At 49.3% G+C, this 17,643-nt stretch carries 16 protein-coding genes and 1 riboswitch; all 16 genes read left to right on the top strand.

All coding sequences use genetic code 11. The features are described from left to right. Positions 1–1,079: 1,079 nt before the first annotated feature. A riboswitch (purine riboswitch) is annotated at positions 1,080–1,179 on the top strand. Between the two features lie 129 nt (positions 1,180–1,308). The 16 genes from purE to ACFOGI_RS04240 all read left to right on the top strand — a co-directional run bounded on the left by purE (position 1,309) and on the right by ACFOGI_RS04240 (position 17,594). Then, positions 1,309–1,797 carry a 5-(carboxyamino)imidazole ribonucleotide mutase gene (gene purE, locus ACFOGI_RS04165; protein ID WP_390268863.1) on the top strand — a complete coding sequence of 163 codons (489 nt, stop codon included), beginning with the start codon at positions 1,309–1,311 and terminating at the stop codon, positions 1,795–1,797. Next, positions 1,778–2,914, top strand: coding sequence for a 5-(carboxyamino)imidazole ribonucleotide synthase (gene purK, locus ACFOGI_RS04170; RefSeq protein ID WP_390268866.1), 1,137 nt, complete (start codon positions 1,778–1,780; stop codon positions 2,912–2,914). The genes purE and purK overlap by 20 nt, the downstream gene beginning before the upstream one ends. Then, a complete protein-coding gene (gene purB / locus ACFOGI_RS04175; protein WP_390268869.1) occupies positions 2,911–4,215 on the top strand; it encodes an adenylosuccinate lyase in 1,305 nt (434 codons plus the stop codon). The genes purK and purB overlap by 4 nt, the downstream gene beginning before the upstream one ends. Before the next feature lies 1 nt (position 4,216). Continuing rightward, positions 4,217–4,930 carry a phosphoribosylaminoimidazolesuccinocarboxamide synthase gene (purC, locus tag ACFOGI_RS04180; RefSeq protein ID WP_390268872.1) on the top strand — a complete coding sequence of 238 codons (714 nt, stop codon included), beginning with the start codon at positions 4,217–4,219 and terminating at the stop codon, positions 4,928–4,930. Beyond that, positions 4,927–5,178, top strand: a complete 252-nt coding sequence (purS, locus tag ACFOGI_RS04185; protein ID WP_390268875.1) for a phosphoribosylformylglycinamidine synthase subunit PurS — start codon at positions 4,927–4,929, stop codon at positions 5,176–5,178. Before purC ends, purS begins: the two co-directional genes overlap by 4 nt. Beyond that, positions 5,175–5,858 carry a phosphoribosylformylglycinamidine synthase subunit PurQ gene (gene purQ / locus ACFOGI_RS04190; protein ID WP_390268878.1) on the top strand — a complete coding sequence of 228 codons (684 nt, stop codon included), beginning with the start codon at positions 5,175–5,177 and terminating at the stop codon, positions 5,856–5,858. The genes purS and purQ overlap by 4 nt, the downstream gene beginning before the upstream one ends. Further along, the gene (purL, locus tag ACFOGI_RS04195) at positions 5,842–8,070 is read left to right on the top strand and encodes a phosphoribosylformylglycinamidine synthase subunit PurL (protein WP_390268881.1); all 2,229 of its coding nucleotides are present in this window, start codon (positions 5,842–5,844) and stop codon (positions 8,068–8,070) included. Before purQ ends, purL begins: the two co-directional genes overlap by 17 nt. Further along, positions 8,046–9,461 carry an amidophosphoribosyltransferase gene (gene purF, locus ACFOGI_RS04200; RefSeq protein ID WP_390268884.1) on the top strand — a complete coding sequence of 472 codons (1,416 nt, stop codon included), beginning with the start codon at positions 8,046–8,048 and terminating at the stop codon, positions 9,459–9,461. The genes purL and purF overlap by 25 nt, the downstream gene beginning before the upstream one ends. 80 nt (positions 9,462–9,541) lie before the next feature. After that, positions 9,542–10,561 (top strand): phosphoribosylformylglycinamidine cyclo-ligase, encoded by a 1,020-nt coding sequence (gene purM, locus ACFOGI_RS04205; protein WP_390268887.1) that lies wholly within the window; start codon positions 9,542–9,544, stop codon positions 10,559–10,561. Further along, positions 10,558–11,124: a phosphoribosylglycinamide formyltransferase gene (gene purN / locus ACFOGI_RS04210; protein WP_390268890.1), complete on the top strand. Its 567-nt coding sequence runs from the start codon at positions 10,558–10,560 to the stop codon at positions 11,122–11,124. The genes purM and purN overlap by 4 nt, the downstream gene beginning before the upstream one ends. Before the next feature lie 11 nt (positions 11,125–11,135). After that, a complete protein-coding gene (purH, locus tag ACFOGI_RS04215) occupies positions 11,136–12,668 on the top strand; it encodes a bifunctional phosphoribosylaminoimidazolecarboxamide formyltransferase/IMP cyclohydrolase (RefSeq protein WP_390268893.1) in 1,533 nt (510 codons plus the stop codon). 24 nt (positions 12,669–12,692) lie between these two features. Beyond that, positions 12,693–13,961, top strand: coding sequence for a phosphoribosylamine--glycine ligase (gene purD, locus ACFOGI_RS04220; protein WP_390268896.1), 1,269 nt, complete (start codon positions 12,693–12,695; stop codon positions 13,959–13,961). 169 nt (positions 13,962–14,130) lie between these two features. Further along, the gene (locus ACFOGI_RS04225) at positions 14,131–15,873 is read left to right on the top strand and encodes an adenine deaminase C-terminal domain-containing protein (RefSeq protein WP_390268899.1); all 1,743 of its coding nucleotides are present in this window, start codon (positions 14,131–14,133) and stop codon (positions 15,871–15,873) included. 45 nt (positions 15,874–15,918) lie between these two features. Further along, a complete protein-coding gene (locus ACFOGI_RS04230) occupies positions 15,919–16,992 on the top strand; it encodes a DUF3048 domain-containing protein (RefSeq protein ID WP_390268902.1) in 1,074 nt (357 codons plus the stop codon). Between the two features lie 25 nt (positions 16,993–17,017). Beyond that, positions 17,018–17,320 (top strand): YerC/YecD family TrpR-related protein, encoded by a 303-nt coding sequence (locus tag ACFOGI_RS04235; RefSeq protein WP_390268905.1) that lies wholly within the window; start codon positions 17,018–17,020, stop codon positions 17,318–17,320. Positions 17,321–17,357: 37 nt separating this feature from the next. Next, the gene (locus tag ACFOGI_RS04240) at positions 17,358–17,594 is read left to right on the top strand and encodes a hypothetical protein (RefSeq protein ID WP_390268908.1); all 237 of its coding nucleotides are present in this window, start codon (positions 17,358–17,360) and stop codon (positions 17,592–17,594) included. Positions 17,595–17,643 lie beyond the last annotated feature (49 nt).

Consider the following 17,643-nt stretch of genomic DNA (forward strand, 5'->3'; position numbering starts at 1 on the left):
TAGCATTCGCTCCGGCAGAACGCTTCGCTTTCCGTGGGCACGGCCTCAGTCTCCTCGGAAGCAAAGAGCGCTTTCTGTGGGGCCTTCAGACTCGTGCTGTTCCCACAGGAGTCTACGCATTCTGCCTCCACTGGATTGGTCTGTGTCTCCTGCGTATACTTTCATCCTGCTATTGAAAAAAGAGTTCTACTGACTCTGGTAGAATAATGGTGACTACATCCGCTGCGACAAAATACTTCGCTTTCCGTGGGCATGGTTTCAGTCTCCTCAGAAGAAAGGCACTTCTTCCGGGGGCCTTCAAACTCGTACTGTTCCCACTAGAGTCTGCGTATTTAGTCTCCGCTGGGTGTGAATTTATGTTTCAGGAGAAGCGACGGGCATGTCGGTTGTCAGCTTCTCTCTTCACTCTTGCTAATCTTCTATAGAAACGAGAAGGACTGCCACCGCTGCGACAAAATACTTCGCTTTCCGTGGGCACGGCTTCAGTCTCCTCGGAAGCAAAGGACGCTTCCTGCGGGGCCTTCAGACTCGTGCTGTTCCCACAGGAGTCTACGTATTTTTTCTTCGCTTGGTGTAGTTTTCTGGTTGTTGAGTGGTTATGAAATCTGAAAAAGCTTAATGGAGTTATCTCACAAAAAATTGATGTTTCATTTATGTGAGAAGCTTCGACTGTTTCAGTTCATAAAGCAACTAACATCATTGAGATTGTAATAACTAGACCAGCGGAGGAAATCCAAGAAGACTCCTGCGGGAATCGTGACCAGAGTGAGATCCCGGAGAACGTTAGTTCGAGGAAGCTCACGGGTCGCCCGCGGAAAGCGAAGTGGAGTTTCCGCAGCGGTGTGTGAGGCTCTACTTGTGGCTTACTAGGAAACAGAGCCATCATACCTTTATTTCACGAGTTATCATGAAAACTGCGTGTATGTCGTATCGGAGATGAAGCATATTCCACGATTATATTTTGCCAGCTGTCCACCCATAATACAGCGTGTTTGTCAAAAACCGAACATTACATGTTTTTTATATTTAATTGTTCGATATTTTATTGATTTTCGGCCCGTGTTTTGGTATGCTTGAACCAACAAATAAATACGGAACCTCATATATCATTGGGAATATGGCCCAGAAGTTTCTACCCGGCACCGTAAATGCCGGACTATGAGGGGAGATGAATCATTGTGTAGGCAATGATCCGTTTGAATGTCTGTCCGGACGCTTCAAGCCTGTTCATCTTCTCTCATCTATGAGGGAAAGAACAGGCTTTTTATATATCGGCAGATAGAACAATAGATAGAGAGGGTTTTGAACATGCAAGTTGGCGTTATCATGGGGAGTATATCCGATTGGGAAACGATGCAGCATACGTGCAAGGCACTGGATGATCTGGAGGTGCCCTATGAAAAGGAAGTGATCTCTGCTCACAGAACACCTGATGAAATGTTTGCGTATGCCAAGTCCGCCAGGGAACGAGGACTGAAAGTGATCATAGCCGGAGCTGGAGGAGCAGCACATCTGCCGGGTATGGTCGCATCCCAGACCACTCTGCCCGTGATAGGAGTGCCAGTACAGAGCAAGGCATTGGATGGGTTGGATTCCCTATTGTCCATCGTCCAGATGCCTGGTGGCGTACCGACGGCGACCGTGGCCATCGGCAAGGCAGGTGCCACGAATGCGGGCATTCTGGCGGCGCAGATGATCGGCGCTTTTGACGGAGTAGTTGCAGGAAACCTCAAAAATTATCGTAAGAACATGCAGGAAAAAGTTGCAGAAATGAGGGATGAACTTGAGCAGAAATGATGTACTTCTACCACCGGCGATGATTGGTATCATCGGCGGCGGACAGCTTGGGCGTATGATGGCCATTGCAGCAAGATATATGGGATATCAGGTGGCGGTGCTTGACCCGACACCGAACTGTCCCACTGTACAGGTGGCCGACCGCCAGCTTACTGCGGCTTATGATGATATGGATGCCATCAAGGAACTGACGGAGATCAGTGATGCGGTCACATACGAATTTGAAAATGTGGATCTTACTGCGGCCCGTTACATCGAAGAACAAGGGAAATTGCCGCAAGGAGCCCTTGCCCTGGAAATCACCCAAAACAGGGAGAAGGAAAAAGTGACCATGCGTGATGCTGGTCTGCCTGTACCGGAATTCCGGATCGTCCAGAATGGAGCCGAGTGCGAAGAGGCGCTGGCGGACTTTTCTTACCCTGCCGTCATTAAAACCTGCAGTGGTGGTTATGATGGGAAAGGACAGGTCAAACTGGAGTCCTCGGAGGATGCACAAGAAGCCATTGATTTTGCAGAAAAGAATGGGCACTGCATCATCGAAGAGTGGCTGGCATTCGATAAGGAAGTGTCTGTGGTATTCACGAGGGCGCTGGACGGCAATATTTCCTTCTTCCCGCTGTCGGAGAACGATCATAAGGATCACGTCCTCTATCAGACCACTGTTCCGGCAGACGTGGATAAGAAATTGGAAGTCAAGGCATACGAAGCTGCAGAAAAGCTTGCCGAGAGCATGGGCATTGTCGGGACCTTTGCCATTGAAATGTTCGTAAAAGGGGATGAAGTATTCCTCAATGAAATGGCACCACGCCCGCATAATTCGGGACATTATTCTATCGAGGCATGCAATATTTCCCAATTCGGCCAGCATATTCGAGCCATTTGTGGTCTTCCGCTTACAGAAGTGAGGCTTCTGAACCCATCTGTGATGATCAATATCCTTGGTGAAGATCTCGAAGGAGCCCTGAATGCGATGGAGAAAGTGCCTGATGGATTTGTCCACCTTTATGGGAAGGCAGAGGCAAAAGTGAAACGGAAGATGGGCCATGTTACATTTATTGCAGCAACAGAAGAGGAATTGCAGCAGCAGATACAGACATTCGAGGAGGCAAAACGATGATTGAACGGTATACACGAGAAGAAATGGGCAGCATTTGGACGGAAGAGAACAAATTCAAGGCATGGCTGGAAGTGGAAATTCTCGCTTGTGAAGCTTGGAGTGAGCTTGGAGTCATCCCGAAAGAAGATGTGCAAAAGCTTCGTGAAAATGCCTCTTTTGATATCAATAGAATCTACGAAATCGAGCAAGAGACCAGGCATGACGTAGTGGCATTCACCAGAGCCGTATCGGAAACGCTTGGTGAAGAGAGGAAATGGGTCCATTACGGGCTGACCTCGACAGATGTGGTGGATACTGCTCTATCTTACCTGCTCAAACAAGCAAATGATATCATCCGAAGAGATTTGAATAACTTCTTATCCATTCTGGAAGATAAAGCAATAGAGCATCAGCATACCGTCATGATGGGACGGACACATGGCGTCCATGCCGAGCCTACCACATTCGGGTTGAAGATGGCACTTTGGTACGAAGAAATGAAACGGAACATCGAACGGTTTGAACTGGCAGCGAAAAATGTCGAATTCGGAAAGCTTTCCGGCGCGGTCGGAACCTATGCCAACATCGACCCTTATGTCGAGCAGTATGTTTGCGAGAAGCTCGGTACTTCTCCTGCTCCGGTTTCCACACAGACTCTCCAGCGTGACCGTCATGCCGCATACATGTCGGCATTGGCATTGATTGCCACTTCCATCGAGAAGTTTGCGACAGAGATCCGTGGGCTTCAGAAAACAGAGACAAGAGAAGTGGAAGAGCGTTTTGCCAAGGGGCAGAAAGGTTCCTCGGCCATGCCGCATAAGCGTAACCCGATCGGATCGGAGAACATGACAGGGATGGCCCGGGTGGTCCGTGGCTATATGATGACGGCTTATGAAAATGTATCTCTTTGGCATGAACGGGATATTTCCCATTCATCTGCAGAGCGTGTCATTCTGCCGGATGCCACCATTGCCCTCAATTATATGCTGAACCGGTTCGGCAATATCGTGAAGAATCTCACCGTGTTCCCGGAAAATATGAAGCGGAATATCGACCGGACACATGGTGTCATCTTCTCCCAGCGTGTACTCCTTTCCCTGATCGACAAGGGGATGGCCCGGGAAGCCGCCTATGATCTTGTCCAGCCGAAAGCGATGCAGGCTTGGGAAACAGCTACACACTTCAAAGAACTGGTAGAGGCGGATGAACAGGTTACATCAAAGCTGACCCAGGCAGAAATCGATGATTGTTTCGACTATACCTATCACTTGAAAAACGTAGATGCAATTTTTGACCGAATCGGACTGAAGAAGGGTGAATAAGATGAAAGCTGATCTTTTATATGAAGGCAAGGCAAAGCGGGTATACCGGGCGGAAGGAAAGCCGGGACAGCTAGTGTTGTCCTATAAGAATGATGCCACTGCATTCAATGGCGAGAAAAAGGCCCAATTCGATGGCAAGGGCCGGTTGAATAATGAAATTTCCTCCAAGATCTTCACCTCCCTTCATTCCAAGGGAGTGGAGACCCACTTCATTGAAAGGTTGAATGAAACGGAACAGCTGGTGCATCAAACGGAGATCATCCCATTGGAAGTGGTGGTCCGCAACATCGCTGCCGGCAGTATCACCAAGCGGCTCGGCTTCAGAGAGAAGACGCTGTTCGAACCGCCTCTCGTTGAATTGTTTTATAAAAATGATGACTTGGGTGATCCGCTCATCAATGATGATCATGCCAAGTTGCTGTCGGACATTACCGACCTCGAATTGAAGCAGGTGAAGGAAAAGGCGCTCCTCGTCAATGAGCGTCTGACCACACTGTTTGCATCCATGGGCATTAAATTGGTTGATTTCAAGCTTGAATTTGGAAGGAAAGCGGATGGGAACATTGTCCTGTCTGATGAAATATCGCCTGATACCTGCCGGCTTTGGGATCTGGAAACAGAGCAGAAATTGGATAAGGATGTATTCCGGCAAGGAACCGGCAATTTGATTGAAGTTTATGAAGAAATTTTGAAGCGTCTGGAGGGACAATCATGATAAAGGTAACGGTACATGTAACATTGCGTCAAGGTGTGTTGGATCCACAGGGAAAAGCAATCAAGGATTCCTTGAATTCTCTCGGATATGCAGAAGTCCAGGAGGCCAGGGTAGGAAAGTCGATAGAGCTGATGGTGGAAGAAGGCCCTGACTTGGAGGCACGTGTCGAGGAGATGTGTGAAAAGCTATTGTCCAATCCTGTCATGGAAGACTATCGTATCGAGGTGGAGGGGGCTGTTCACTCGTGAAGTTCGCTGTCATCGTTTTTCCGGGATCCAACTGTGACCGGGATATGTATCACGCCGTAAAAGAAGTGATGGGGATGGATGCCGACTTGGTCTGGTATCAACATAGCAATCTAGAAGACTATGATGCCATCCTGCTTCCAGGAGGTTTCTCATATGGGGACTACTTGCGCTCCGGTGCGGTCGCCTCTGCGTCAGAGGTGGTCCAGCAAATCAAGGAGCATGCTGCGAAAGGAAAGCCGGTCCTCGGTGTCTGCAATGGATTCCAGGTGCTGACAGAATCCGGGCTGCTTCCGGGAGCATTGATGCGCAATAAGAATCTTTCTTTCATGTGCCATCACGAAACATTGGTGGTCGAAAACGATCAGACAGCCTTTACTTCCAGCTATGAACAAGGCGAGACGGTACGTTTTCCGATCGCCCACGGAGAAGGCAACTATTTCTGTGATCAGGAAACTTTGGGCGAGCTGAAGGCAAATGAACAAATCGTCTTCACTTATCAGAATAACCCTAATGGGTCTGTCGCAGATATTGCCGGAATCGTCAATAAAGAGGGGAATGTGTTCGGAATGATGCCGCATCCGGAGCGGGCAATGGAAAAGCTGCTCGGAAGTGATGACGGACGGAAACTATTTCAATCCATGATCAAGAACTGGGGGTACACCTATGCTGCAAACGTCTGAAATCAGTCCAGAACAAGTCGAACAGGATCAGTTGTATAGAGAAATGGGGTTAAGTGACCAGGAATACGATATGGTCAAACAGATTTTGAAGAGGCGTCCGAATTTCACTGAAACCGGAATTTTCTCCGTAATGTGGTCCGAGCATTGCAGCTATAAAACATCGAAACCGCTGTTGAAAAAATTCCCCACCAAAGCTCCGCATGTCCTTCAAGGGCCTGGAGAGGGTGCAGGGGTCATTGATATCGGTGATAATCAGGCAGTCGTGTTCAAGGTGGAAAGCCATAACCATCCATCGGCCGTGGAACCATATCAGGGTGCCGCTACAGGTGTCGGAGGCATTCTCCGTGACGTATTTTCCATGGGAGCACGTCCGGTAGCACTGATGAATTCACTAAGGTTCGGCAACCTCACCACCGATCGTGTGAAATATCTATTCCGTGAAGTGGTCAATGGAATTGCCGGATATGGAAACTGTGTCGGCGTTCCGACCGTCGGCGGGGAAGTGCAGTTTGATGAAAGCTACGAAGACAATCCCCTTGTCAACGCTATGGCAATTGGATTGATCAATCATGATGACATCCAGAAAGGACTCGCGTCCGGCGTTGGGAATACGGTCATCTATGCAGGTGCACCAACCGGAAGGGATGGCATCCATGGGGCCACTTTTGCTTCGGATGATCTGGGAGAAGACGCGTCCAAGGACCGGCCATCTGTCCAAGTTGGCGATCCGTTTATGGAAAAACTGCTGATTGAGGCTTCCTTGGAGGTCATTCATTGTGAAGCATTGGTCGGCATGCAGGATATGGGAGCTGCAGGCCTCACTTCCTCAGCCAGTGAAATGGCAAGTAAAGCGGGCACCGGCATGGAAATGGATTTGGATTTAGTGCCACAGCGAGAACAGGGTATGAGTGCCTATGAAATGATGTTATCCGAATCACAGGAGCGGATGCTGCTGGTGGCCGAAGAGGGTCGTGAACAAGAAATTATCGATATATTCGAAAAATATGGACTCGAAGCAGTAGCTGTCGGCAAGGTCATCGAGGAGAAAGTGTTCCGGATTAAACAGCATGGAGAAGTGAAGGCGGATATCCCGGTTGATGCATTGGCGGAAGAGGCACCGGTTTTCCACCTCCCATCCAAGGAGGCAGCATACTACCAGGAATTCCAGCAGATGGTCGTCAACCAACCGGAAGTGAAGGACCACACGGATATGCTGAAAAAACTGCTACAACAGCCGACCATTGCCAGCAAGGAATGGGTCTATGATCAGTACGACTCGATGGTCCAGACTAATACGGTGCTTGCACCAGGTTCCGATGCGGCAGTCATACGGGTCAAAGGGACAAATAAAGCTTTGGCCATCACGACGGATTGCAACTCTCGCTATCTGTACTTGGACCCTGAAACAGGCGGCAAGATTGCGGTCGCAGAAGCAGCCAGGAATATTGTCTGTTCTGGTGCCAGACCACTGGGTATTACGGATGGGCTCAATTTTGGAAATCCTACCAATCCGGAAGTGTTCTGGCAGATGGAAAAGAGCGTGGATGGGATGAGTGAAGCATGTACAGCACTGGGCACACCGGTGATTGGTGGAAATGTTTCCCTCTACAATCAGTCCAAGGGAAGGGCGATCTACCCTACTCCGGTAGTCGGCATGGTTGGCATGCATGAGAGCCTGGAGCATATTACACCAAGCCATTTCCAGACGTCTGGTGACTTGATCTATCAAATCGGTGAAGCGGAAGCCGAGTTCGGAGGCAGTGAACTGCAACAGGTCATCCAGGGGAAATATGAAGGAAAGGCCCCTCATATCGATATGGAAGTGGAAGCAGAAAGACAGAGCCAGCTCCTTACAGCGATCAAGCAGGGTGCTGTCCAGTCGGCACATGACCTTTCGGAGGGTGGATTGGCTGTGGCACTTGCAGAGAGCCTATTCGGCAAGGAAGGCCTTGGAGCAGAGGTCGAATTGGATGGGGACGCAACAACTGTTTTATACAGTGAGACACAATCCCGTTTCCTTGTCTCCGTCAAGCCAGAGATGAAAGAAGATTTTGAACGGATTGTCAAAGATGCCCGGTTGATCGGGAAGGTGACGGCAGATGGTGTCTGCTCTGTAAAAGTTGGAGAGAAACAGGCGGTGAAAGAAGACACGGCAATATTAAAAGAAATCTGGAGAGGAGCTATCCCATGCTTGCTGAACTCAAAGGCATAAACGAGGAATGTGGTGTATTCGGAATTTGGGGACACGAAAAAGCAGCAGAGCTGGCCTATTATGGTCTGCATTCGATGCAGCACCGAGGCCAGGAAGGTGCTGGTGTGGCTGTAAGCGATGGCCGTGAACTGAAGGCACATAAAGGACTCGGACTGGTCAATGATGTGTTCAAACATGCGGAATTCGACACATTGCAAGGTCATGCGGCAGTCGGGCATGTAAGGTACTCCACTCAAGGCGGCAAGGGAATTGACAATGTCCAGCCGCTCCTGTTCCGTTCACAGACAGGGAGCATGGCACTCGCCCACAACGGCAACCTCATCAATGCACATCAGCTGCGCGGGGAATTGGAAATCCAGGGAAGCATCCTGCAGACCTCATCGGACACCGAGGTGCTTGCACATTTAATCAAAAGGAGCGGCATGGAAACAACAGAGACATCGATTGCCAGTGCGTTGACACGTATCAAGGGTGCCTATGCCTATCTGATTTTGAAAGAGGATAAAATGTATGCTGCACTCGACCCGATCGGCATGCGGCCACTTTCCATCGGGCGTCTTGGCGAGGCATATGTGGTTGCTTCGGAAACCTGTGCATTCGATCAGATCGGGGCGGTCTTCGAACGGGAAGTGATGCCGGGTGAACTGGTCACCATCAGTGATGAAGGGATCAAATCTACCCAGTTCGCTATGCCGAGGCAGCGCCGCATGTGCGCCATGGAATATGTTTACCTGTCCAGGCCGGACAGCGATGTGAACATGGTGAATGTCCACGCATCCAGAAAACAGATGGGGAAGGAACTCGCCAAAGAAGCACCAGCTAATGCCGACATTGTCGTAGGTGTTCCGGATTCCAGCATTTCTGCTGCGATTGGTTATGCCGAGGAGACAGGGTTGCCATATGAGATGGGTATCATCAAAAATCGCTATGTCGGCCGTACGTTTATCCAGCCTTCCCAGGAGCTGAGGGAGCAAGGAGTACGGATGAAGCTTTCACCTGTACGAGGGATCGTCGAAGGTAAAAGCATTGTGATGATCGATGATTCGATTGTGCGCGGCACGACCAGCAGACGAATTGTACAGATGCTGAAAGAAGCGGGTGCGGCCGAAGTCCATGTTCGGATTGCATCACCTGCGATCCAGCATCCATGCTACTACGGTATCGATATGTCAACAAGGGAAGAGCTGATTGCGGCCAACCATACGCCAGAAGGGATCAGCGACATCATTGGGGCAGACAGTGTTTCCTATCTTTCCGAAGCAGGTCTGGAAAATGCAATCCTCAAAGATGACTCCCTCAGCCAAGGGATCTGCACGGCCTGTATGACCGGTAAATATCCAGTGACAGAAGATAAGGATAACAACAAAGAAATGTCCTACATTGGCTGGTGATGGAGAGAGTTTCAGAAAGGGCATGAGTGATAATCAGTTCTCTGGTAGAAAACAAAGTTAATAGAAAAGGTGGGTACAGGATGTCGAACATATATAAAGATGCCGGAGTGGATGTGGAAAGGGGCTATGAAGCTGTCGAGCGCATGAAGAAGCATATTGCCAAAACAGCACGGCCTGAAGTATTGGGTGGAATCGGCTCCTTTGCCGGGCTGTTCGATCTGACCTCGTTCACCTTCCAGGAGCCTGTGCTAGTATCCGGCACGGACGGGGTAGGCACGAAACTGAAGCTGGCCATCGAACTGGATAAACATGATACGGTAGGTAAGGACTTGGTTGCCATGTGTGTGAATGATATTGCGGCACAGGGAGCCCAGCCCTTATTCTTCCTTGATTATATTGCCTGCGGAAAGAATGATCCAGCCATGATCGAGCAGATCGTCGCAGGAATTTCCGCCGGCTGTGCAAGCGCCGGAGCGGCATTGATCGGTGGAGAGACGGCGGAAATGCCGGGGATGTACCAGGACAACGAATATGACCTGGCCGGTTTCACGGTGGGAATCGCTGAGAAATCAAAATTGATCACAGGAGAATCCATCCGTCCGGGAGATGTGCTGGTCGGCATGCCTTCCAGTGGCATACACTCCAATGGCTATTCGCTTGTCCGGAGAATTGTTGCCAACCTTGATTTGGAAGAGATCTATGAAGGATTATCCGCCCCTCTTGGAGAGGTGTTGCTGACACCTACCAGGATTTATGCGAAAGCCTTGGCGGAACTGCAGAAAGAATGTGAAGTGAAGGGGATTTCCCATGTCACAGGCGGCGGTTTTTATGAAAATCTACCACGCATGCTTCCAGAGGGACTGGGTGCCGAACTCCACCCAAGCAATTGGAAGGTGCCGGAAATCTTTCCATTTCTACAAGAGCAGGGAAATCTTCCACTTGATGAGATGTATGGTGTCTTCAACATGGGAATCGGTATGGTTCTGGCTGTCGATGAAGCAGAAGCAGAGAATGTCGTCCGCCTGTTGAGGCAGAACGGGGAACAGGCTTCCGTCATTGGTATGGTAACCGGCAAAGAAGGGGTGCATTTCTTGCCATGAGAAAGGTTAAAGCAGCCGTTTTTGCCTCGGGTACGGGAAGCAATTTTCAGGCTATCATGGAAGCGGGGCCGATGCCTTGTGAAATAGCTGTACTTGTCTGTGACCAGCCGGAAGCGCCCGTCATTGAAAAGGCAGAAGCATTTGGAGTGCCGGTTTTTTCCTTCCGTGCAAAGAACTATGCATCCAAAGAGCATTATGAGAGAGAGATTGTTTCCAGGCTGGAGGAATTAGGTGTAGAATGGATTTTCCTAGCCGGTTATATGCGAATCTGCGGGCCGACATTGCTTCAAGCCTATACGGATCGGATGATCAATATCCATCCTTCCCTTCTGCCTGCTTTTCCGGGCAAAGATGCGATTGGCCAGGCATTTCAGGCCAACGTCGAAGCCACAGGAGTTACCGTCCACTACGTCGATGAAGGTATTGATACAGGGCCGATCATTGCCCAGCAGGAAGTGCCAGTCATGCCGGATGATTCGGAAGGGACACTCAAAAAGAGGATACAGGCAGTGGAACATCAACTATATCCGGCAGCCATCAAGGAGTTAATACTAATAAAGTGAGGGATTTTTTCATGCCGAAACGTGCATTAATCAGTGTATCCAACAAAGAAAACATTGAAGAGTTTGCAAAAGGACTGTCTGAACTGGATGTGGAAATCATCTCCACCGGCGGAACGCTGAAGGCTATAAAAGCAGCAGGCATTCCAGCTACGGCAATTGATGATGTCACAGGGTTTCCGGAAATCATGGATGGTCGTGTCAAAACACTTCATCCGAAAGTCCATGGCGGGCTACTTGGAAAACGTTCCAATGAGAGCCATATGGCACAAATGGAGGAAAACGGGATTTCACCGATTGATATTGTTGTGGTCAATCTTTATCCATTCAAGCAAACATTGGAAAAAGAAGGTGTATCTGAAGAAGACATCATCGAAAATATCGATATAGGTGGACCTTCCATGCTTCGTTCTGCTGCTAAAAACTTTGAGGATGTAGCGGTAGTAGTGGACCCTGCTGACTATGCCGAAGTTTTGACTGGGCTGAAAGAAGACAGCTTGGATGCACAGAAGCGCAAGAGCCTTGCAGCCAAGGTATTCCGCCATACAGCGAATTATGATGCAATGATCGCCAACTACTTCTCTGCACAAACGGAGGAGGAATTTCCGGAGAATTATACCATTACATATGAAAAGGTCCAGACACTAAGATATGGAGAGAATCCGCACCAGGCAGCGGCCTTTTACAAAAATCCACTCAGCAAGGGCATGAGTCTGGCAGATGCAGACCAACTGCATGGAAAAGAACTTTCCTATAATAACATCCAGGATGCCAATGCTGCTCTTGAGATTTTATCAGAATACAAGCAGCCGAGTGCGGTTGCTGTCAAACATATGAATCCATGCGGCATTGGGGTAGGAGAGAATCTGTTCGATGCATTTGGCAAGGCATACGATTCCGATCCGATTTCCATCTTCGGCGGGATTGTAGCAGTCAATCGGGAAATCGAAGCAGATACCGCTGAGAAGCTGAGTGAGATTTTCTTGGAAATCGTGATTGCGCCATCCTTTACGGACGAGGCAATGGAGATTTTGACGCGGAAAAAGAATATCCGCCTGTTAAAATTGAACAGCAAAGAGGATGAGGAAGCATATCATCAACTGACAACAGTAAAAGGTGGGGTACTGATCCAGCATAATGACGCTGGAGAAGTGACGGAAGATGAATTGAAAGTGGCCACGCAAAGGAATCCGAATGAGAAAGAATTGGCAGATCTATTGTTTGCCTGGAAAGCGGTCAAGCATGTGAAATCCAATGCCATCGTACTTGGCAAGGATAACCAGACTATCGGTGTAGGTGCCGGGCAGATGAACCGGATCGGATCTGCCAATATTGCCATTGAGCAGGCTGGAGACAAGGCTAAAGGAGCAGTGCTCGCTTCGGATGCATTCTTCCCGATGCCGGATACGGTACAGGCTGCGGCAGAAGCGGGAATTACTGCAATCATCCAGCCGGGCGGATCCAAACGGGACCAGGACTCCATCGATGTCTGCAATGAACATGGGATTGCCATGGTTTATACAGGAATGCGCCATTTCAAGCATTAATAAACAAGCGGGGGGAGCTTTTCGATGAACATTTTGGTAGTAGGCCGCGGTGGTCGTGAACATAGTATTGTAAGGAAACTCTCGGAAAGTGGAAAAGTGACAAATCTCTATGCAGCTCCAGGCAATGGGGGAATTGAGGGTCAGGCGGAGTGTGTGCCGGTGGATGAAATGGATATCGAGGGGTTGGTGAACCTTGCCAAAGAGAAACAGGTTGATCTGACCATCGTCGGGCCGGAGAATCCGCTGAATGCCGGGATAACCAACAGTTTCCACGAGCACGGACTGACTGTTTTCGCACCGACAAAAGAGGCGGCACTGCTCGAGGGAAGCAAGAGCTTTGCCAAGGAATTCATGAAAAAATACGACATACCAACAGCAGCCTATGAAACATTTACTGATGCGGAAGAAGCAAAAGCATATGTAGAGGTGAAGGGTGCCCCGATTGTGGTAAAAGCGGATGGCCTTGCCGCGGGCAAAGGAGTCATCGTGGCTGAAACGACCGAACAGGCAATCGAGGCGATTGATGAGATGCTCGTCAATCAGGCTTTTGCTGATGCCGGCACGAAGGTTGTCATCGAAGAGTTCCTCGCAGGCCGCGAATTTTCACTGATGGCTTTTGTGAATGGGAAAAATGTTCATTCCATGGTCACGGCGAGAGATCATAAACGGGCATATGACGGTGATGCTGGTCCAAATACTGGGGGCATGGGAGCCTATGCACCTGCAGATGATATCAGCGAAGAACAGCTCGCTTATTCTGAACGGGAGATCCTGCAGAAGACCGCGGATGGCATGCTGGAAGAGGGCCGGTCCTTTACAGGCATCCTTTATGCAGGACTGATCATGACCGAGCAAGGGCCGAAAGTCATCGAATTCAATACACGTTTCGGTGACCCGGAGACACAGGTGGTGCTTCCCTTGTTGAAAAATGATCTGGTACAAGTGGTAATGGATGTCCTGAACGGTCAGGATCCTGAACTGGAATGGGAAGATAAGGCGTGTCTAGGTGTGGTTGTGGCTTCGGAAGGCTATCCGGGCTCCTATCAAAAAGGGGTGAAGCTTCCGGAATTCAAGCATGTGGATGATGCGTTCATGATTCATGCCGGTACCAAAAAGGACAATGGCCAGCTGGTCGCAGACGGAGGACGCGTGTTGTTGGCCGGCGCAAAAGCGGCAAACATGACGGAGGCAGGCAGCCTTGTCTATAAGCTGCTGGCGTCCGCCGGCACAACGGAAGGATTTTTCTACCGTCAAGATATCGGTGCCCATCCGATCAAGCATGAAACCATCTAATGGTTTCATGCTTTTTCTATGCCAAAATAGAAATCGCTTTCATGGCGGTCATGGCCATAAAAAAACTTTATCTTACTATTAAAAAGAATTAACTGAAACTTCACTGCAATAAAGCGACATATGTGATAAAATAAAAACAACTAATTGATAAAGAGTGGAGAGACATATAATGCTGGAGAATGGTACCTATTGGAGAAACCGCGAAATCAGAAGGCATGTCAGAGTCGTTGATGGGGAAGAAGCACCGACGCTGATCTTGAAGAATGGAACTTATTTGAATATGTTTACAAAGCAATGGCTTGAAGCGAATATATGGATAGTCGATGACCGCATCGTCTACGTTGGTGATAAACTGCCGGCCGATTCAGAGCGGACAGAGATCGTGGACTGTACCGGGAAGTACTTGGTGCCAGGCTATGTGGAACCGCATGCCCATCCTTATCAACTGTACAATCCAGAGGTACTCGCAAACCATGCGGCTAGATATGGAACGACAACATTGGTCAATGATAATATGCTTTGGCTTTTTTCTTTAAATAAAAAGAAAGCGTTTTCTTTATTGGAGGAATTCTGCAATCAACCGGTATCCATGTTCTGGTGGGCCCGATTCGATTCTCAGACAATGTCCCAGAATGAAGAAGAGCTGTTCAATACAGAGGATATACTTGACTGGATTTCCCATCCGGCCGTTGTGCAGGGTGGAGAGCTGACTTGCTGGCCGAGCCTATTGGCAGGGGATGATCGCTTGCTGTATTGGATACAGGAAACAAAGCGGCACGGCAAGCCGGTCGAAGGTCATTTTCCCGGAGCATCTGAAAAAACGCTCACCAAAATGAAATTGCTCGGGGTGGATGCCGATCATGAATCCATGACAGGTGATGAAGTGATCCAGCGGCTTCAGCTTGGGTATCAAGTCGGATTGCGCTATTCTTCGATCAGACCGGACTTGCCCCGCTTGTTAGAAGATATTGTCGGGTCCGACCTCCAGGCATATGATAACTTAACGATGAATACAGATGGATCGACGCCTGCATTTTATGAAAACGGCATGATGAATCAATGTGTGGAAATTGCGATAGAAAAAGGAGTACCGGTAGAGGAAGCGTACCGGATGGCAAGCTATAACGCCGCCAAGCACATTGGCATGGATGAACAGCTTGGCAGCATTGCCCCAGGAAGGCTGGCACATATCAACATCCTGGGTGATAAACGGAATCCTGTACCGGATAGTGTGTTGGCGAAAGGGAAATGGATGGTGAGAGAGGGAGAGCCACAGGATCATCAGACGTCCATCGACTGGAAGCAGTACGGATTCGGCCCCTTGGAATTCGATTGGGATGTGACCGAGGGAGAATTGCAGTTTTCCACCCCAGTCGGATTGAGAATGGATAATGATGTGATTATGAATCCATATGCGATCGATACGGATATCACGCTGGATACCATCCCTGACAATCGGCCTGACGCCTTCCTTCTGCTCTTGGACCGAAACGGAAAGTGGCGGGTGAACACGACCATCAAAGGTTTCACCCAGCGGCTGGGTGCACTGGCCAGTTCCTATTCAACCACAGGTGACCTGGTCTTCATCGGCAAAAGCAAACAGGATATCCTGCTTGCGTGGGAACGGCTGAAAGCGATAGGCGGCGGAATCGTCCTGGTCCATCAAGGGGAAGTGCTTTTGGAGATTCCGCTGGCACTAAGTGGCTTCATGTTTGACGGAACAATGACGGAACTGATTGAAAAGGAAAAACAGCTGAAAAGCTATCTGCAGGAGTACGGGTATGAATTTGGCGACCCAGTCTATTCGATCTTTTTCCTGTCTTCCACCCATTTACCGTATGTGAGAATAACACCACAGGGGATCGTAGATGTGAAAAAACGAGAGATACTTTTCCCTGCCACGATGTGTTAACATATAGTATTAGATAAAGAGTCTATGATGAAAAGGTGTGGGGGAATGAGAAAATATCTGTATGTTCTTCTGGCAGCAGGCCTGTTGCTTGGAGCATGTTCTGAAGAAGCGGATGGGGCACAGGAAGAGGCCGTGGACGAGAAGGAACAACAGAACGAATCGGCGGAGAATGTGGAAAAGGATGGGGAAGCTGAGGCCGAGGAATACACCGGGGTGTATCCTCTGACAGGGCTTGGCACCAATGACCAGACTGATCGGCGTATGGTGGCAGTTATGATCAATAATCATGCGAAAGCAAGGCCGCAGTCAGGTCTCACTGATGCGGACATGGTGTTTGAAATACTGGCAGAAGGGAATATTACGAGACTGCTTGCAATCTATCAAAGCGAGCTGCCGGAGAAAATAGGCCCCGTCCGGAGTGCACGGGAGTACTATTTTGAGCTGGCGGAGAACTATGGGGCGCTGTATATCTATCACGGTGCGGCCGGATTCATCAATGAGATGATAGCAAACCGCGGGATTGAACACCTGGACGGCGCAATGTATGATAATAATGGTATACTGTTTAAACGGGAGAATTTCCGCCAGGCACCGCATAACTCCTATCTTTTGACAGAGGGAGTAGATCCGGCGGCTGAAAGGAAAGGCTATGAACTACAGGCTGACTACGAGCCGCTTCCTTTCCTGAGCGAGAAAGAGGCAGGGGAGCTCAACGGCGAGGCTGTCAGCCATGCGGAAATCACCTATGGCAAGAATCCGATGGAAATCGTAGAATTCGAATATGATACAGGGACGGAAACCTATAAAAGGTACAATGATCGGGAACAGACAGTGGAACGTGAGACTGGCGAGCCGGTAGAGGTGGAGAATGTCTTTATTGTGGAGGCGGACCACCAAGTCATCGATGACCAGGGAAGACGTGCGGTTGATCTCGCTTCAGGAGGGGATGCCTATCTGCTCCAGAAAGGGACAGTACAACCACTGGAGTGGGAAAACAGGGATGGCAGAATTTTGCCTGTGAAAGATGGCAATCCTGCAGGCTTCGTTCCCGGCAGCACTTGGATTAATGTTGTGCCAGCCGACCCAGGTATCAGCAATTCCGTTCATCTTTCCCATTAATCTCGTAAACGCAGGAGGTCTCGTCGTGCAAATAGATAAATTACGTGGAGAACAGTTAGATCAATTATTCGACGCGATCCTTTCCTTGAAGGATCGCGAAGAATGCTATCGCTTTTTCGATGACATTGCTACCATGTCAGAGGTTCATTCCATCGCCCAGCGTCTTCAGGTCGCAAAAATGCTGACAGAAGGAAGTACATACAATGCCATCGAAAACGAAACCAATGCGTCAACTGCCACCATCTCCAGAGTTCGCCGATGCATCAATTACGGAAGCGACGGGTATAAAATGGTGCTGGACCGGTTGATGGAAGATCAGCAGAAATAACAGCAGCCGCTGCCTGAATTCGGGGAGCGGTTTTTTTGTGTCGAAGCAGGTGGATAGCGCTGGGAGGCGCCGGCTATCGGCGGGAGAGTGGTTATATCAGCATCACGCACTGGATATCGGCGGGAGAGCGATTATATCCGCAGTAGGCGCCGGATATCGGCGGGAGAGCGATCATATCGGCAGTAGGCACCGGATATCGGCAGGAGAGCGATCATATCAGCATCACGCACTGGATATCGGCGGGAGAGCGATTATATCGATTAAGTCCGTATAATTGTGTAAAAGTGTAAAAAAAAGAATGGATCACATCAATTCTTGGTTAC

The sequence above is a fragment of the Virgibacillus xinjiangensis genome (genome assembly GCF_042643145.1).
GTDB classification, from domain to species: domain Bacteria; phylum Bacillota; class Bacilli; order Bacillales; family Amphibacillaceae; genus Virgibacillus_O; species Virgibacillus_O xinjiangensis.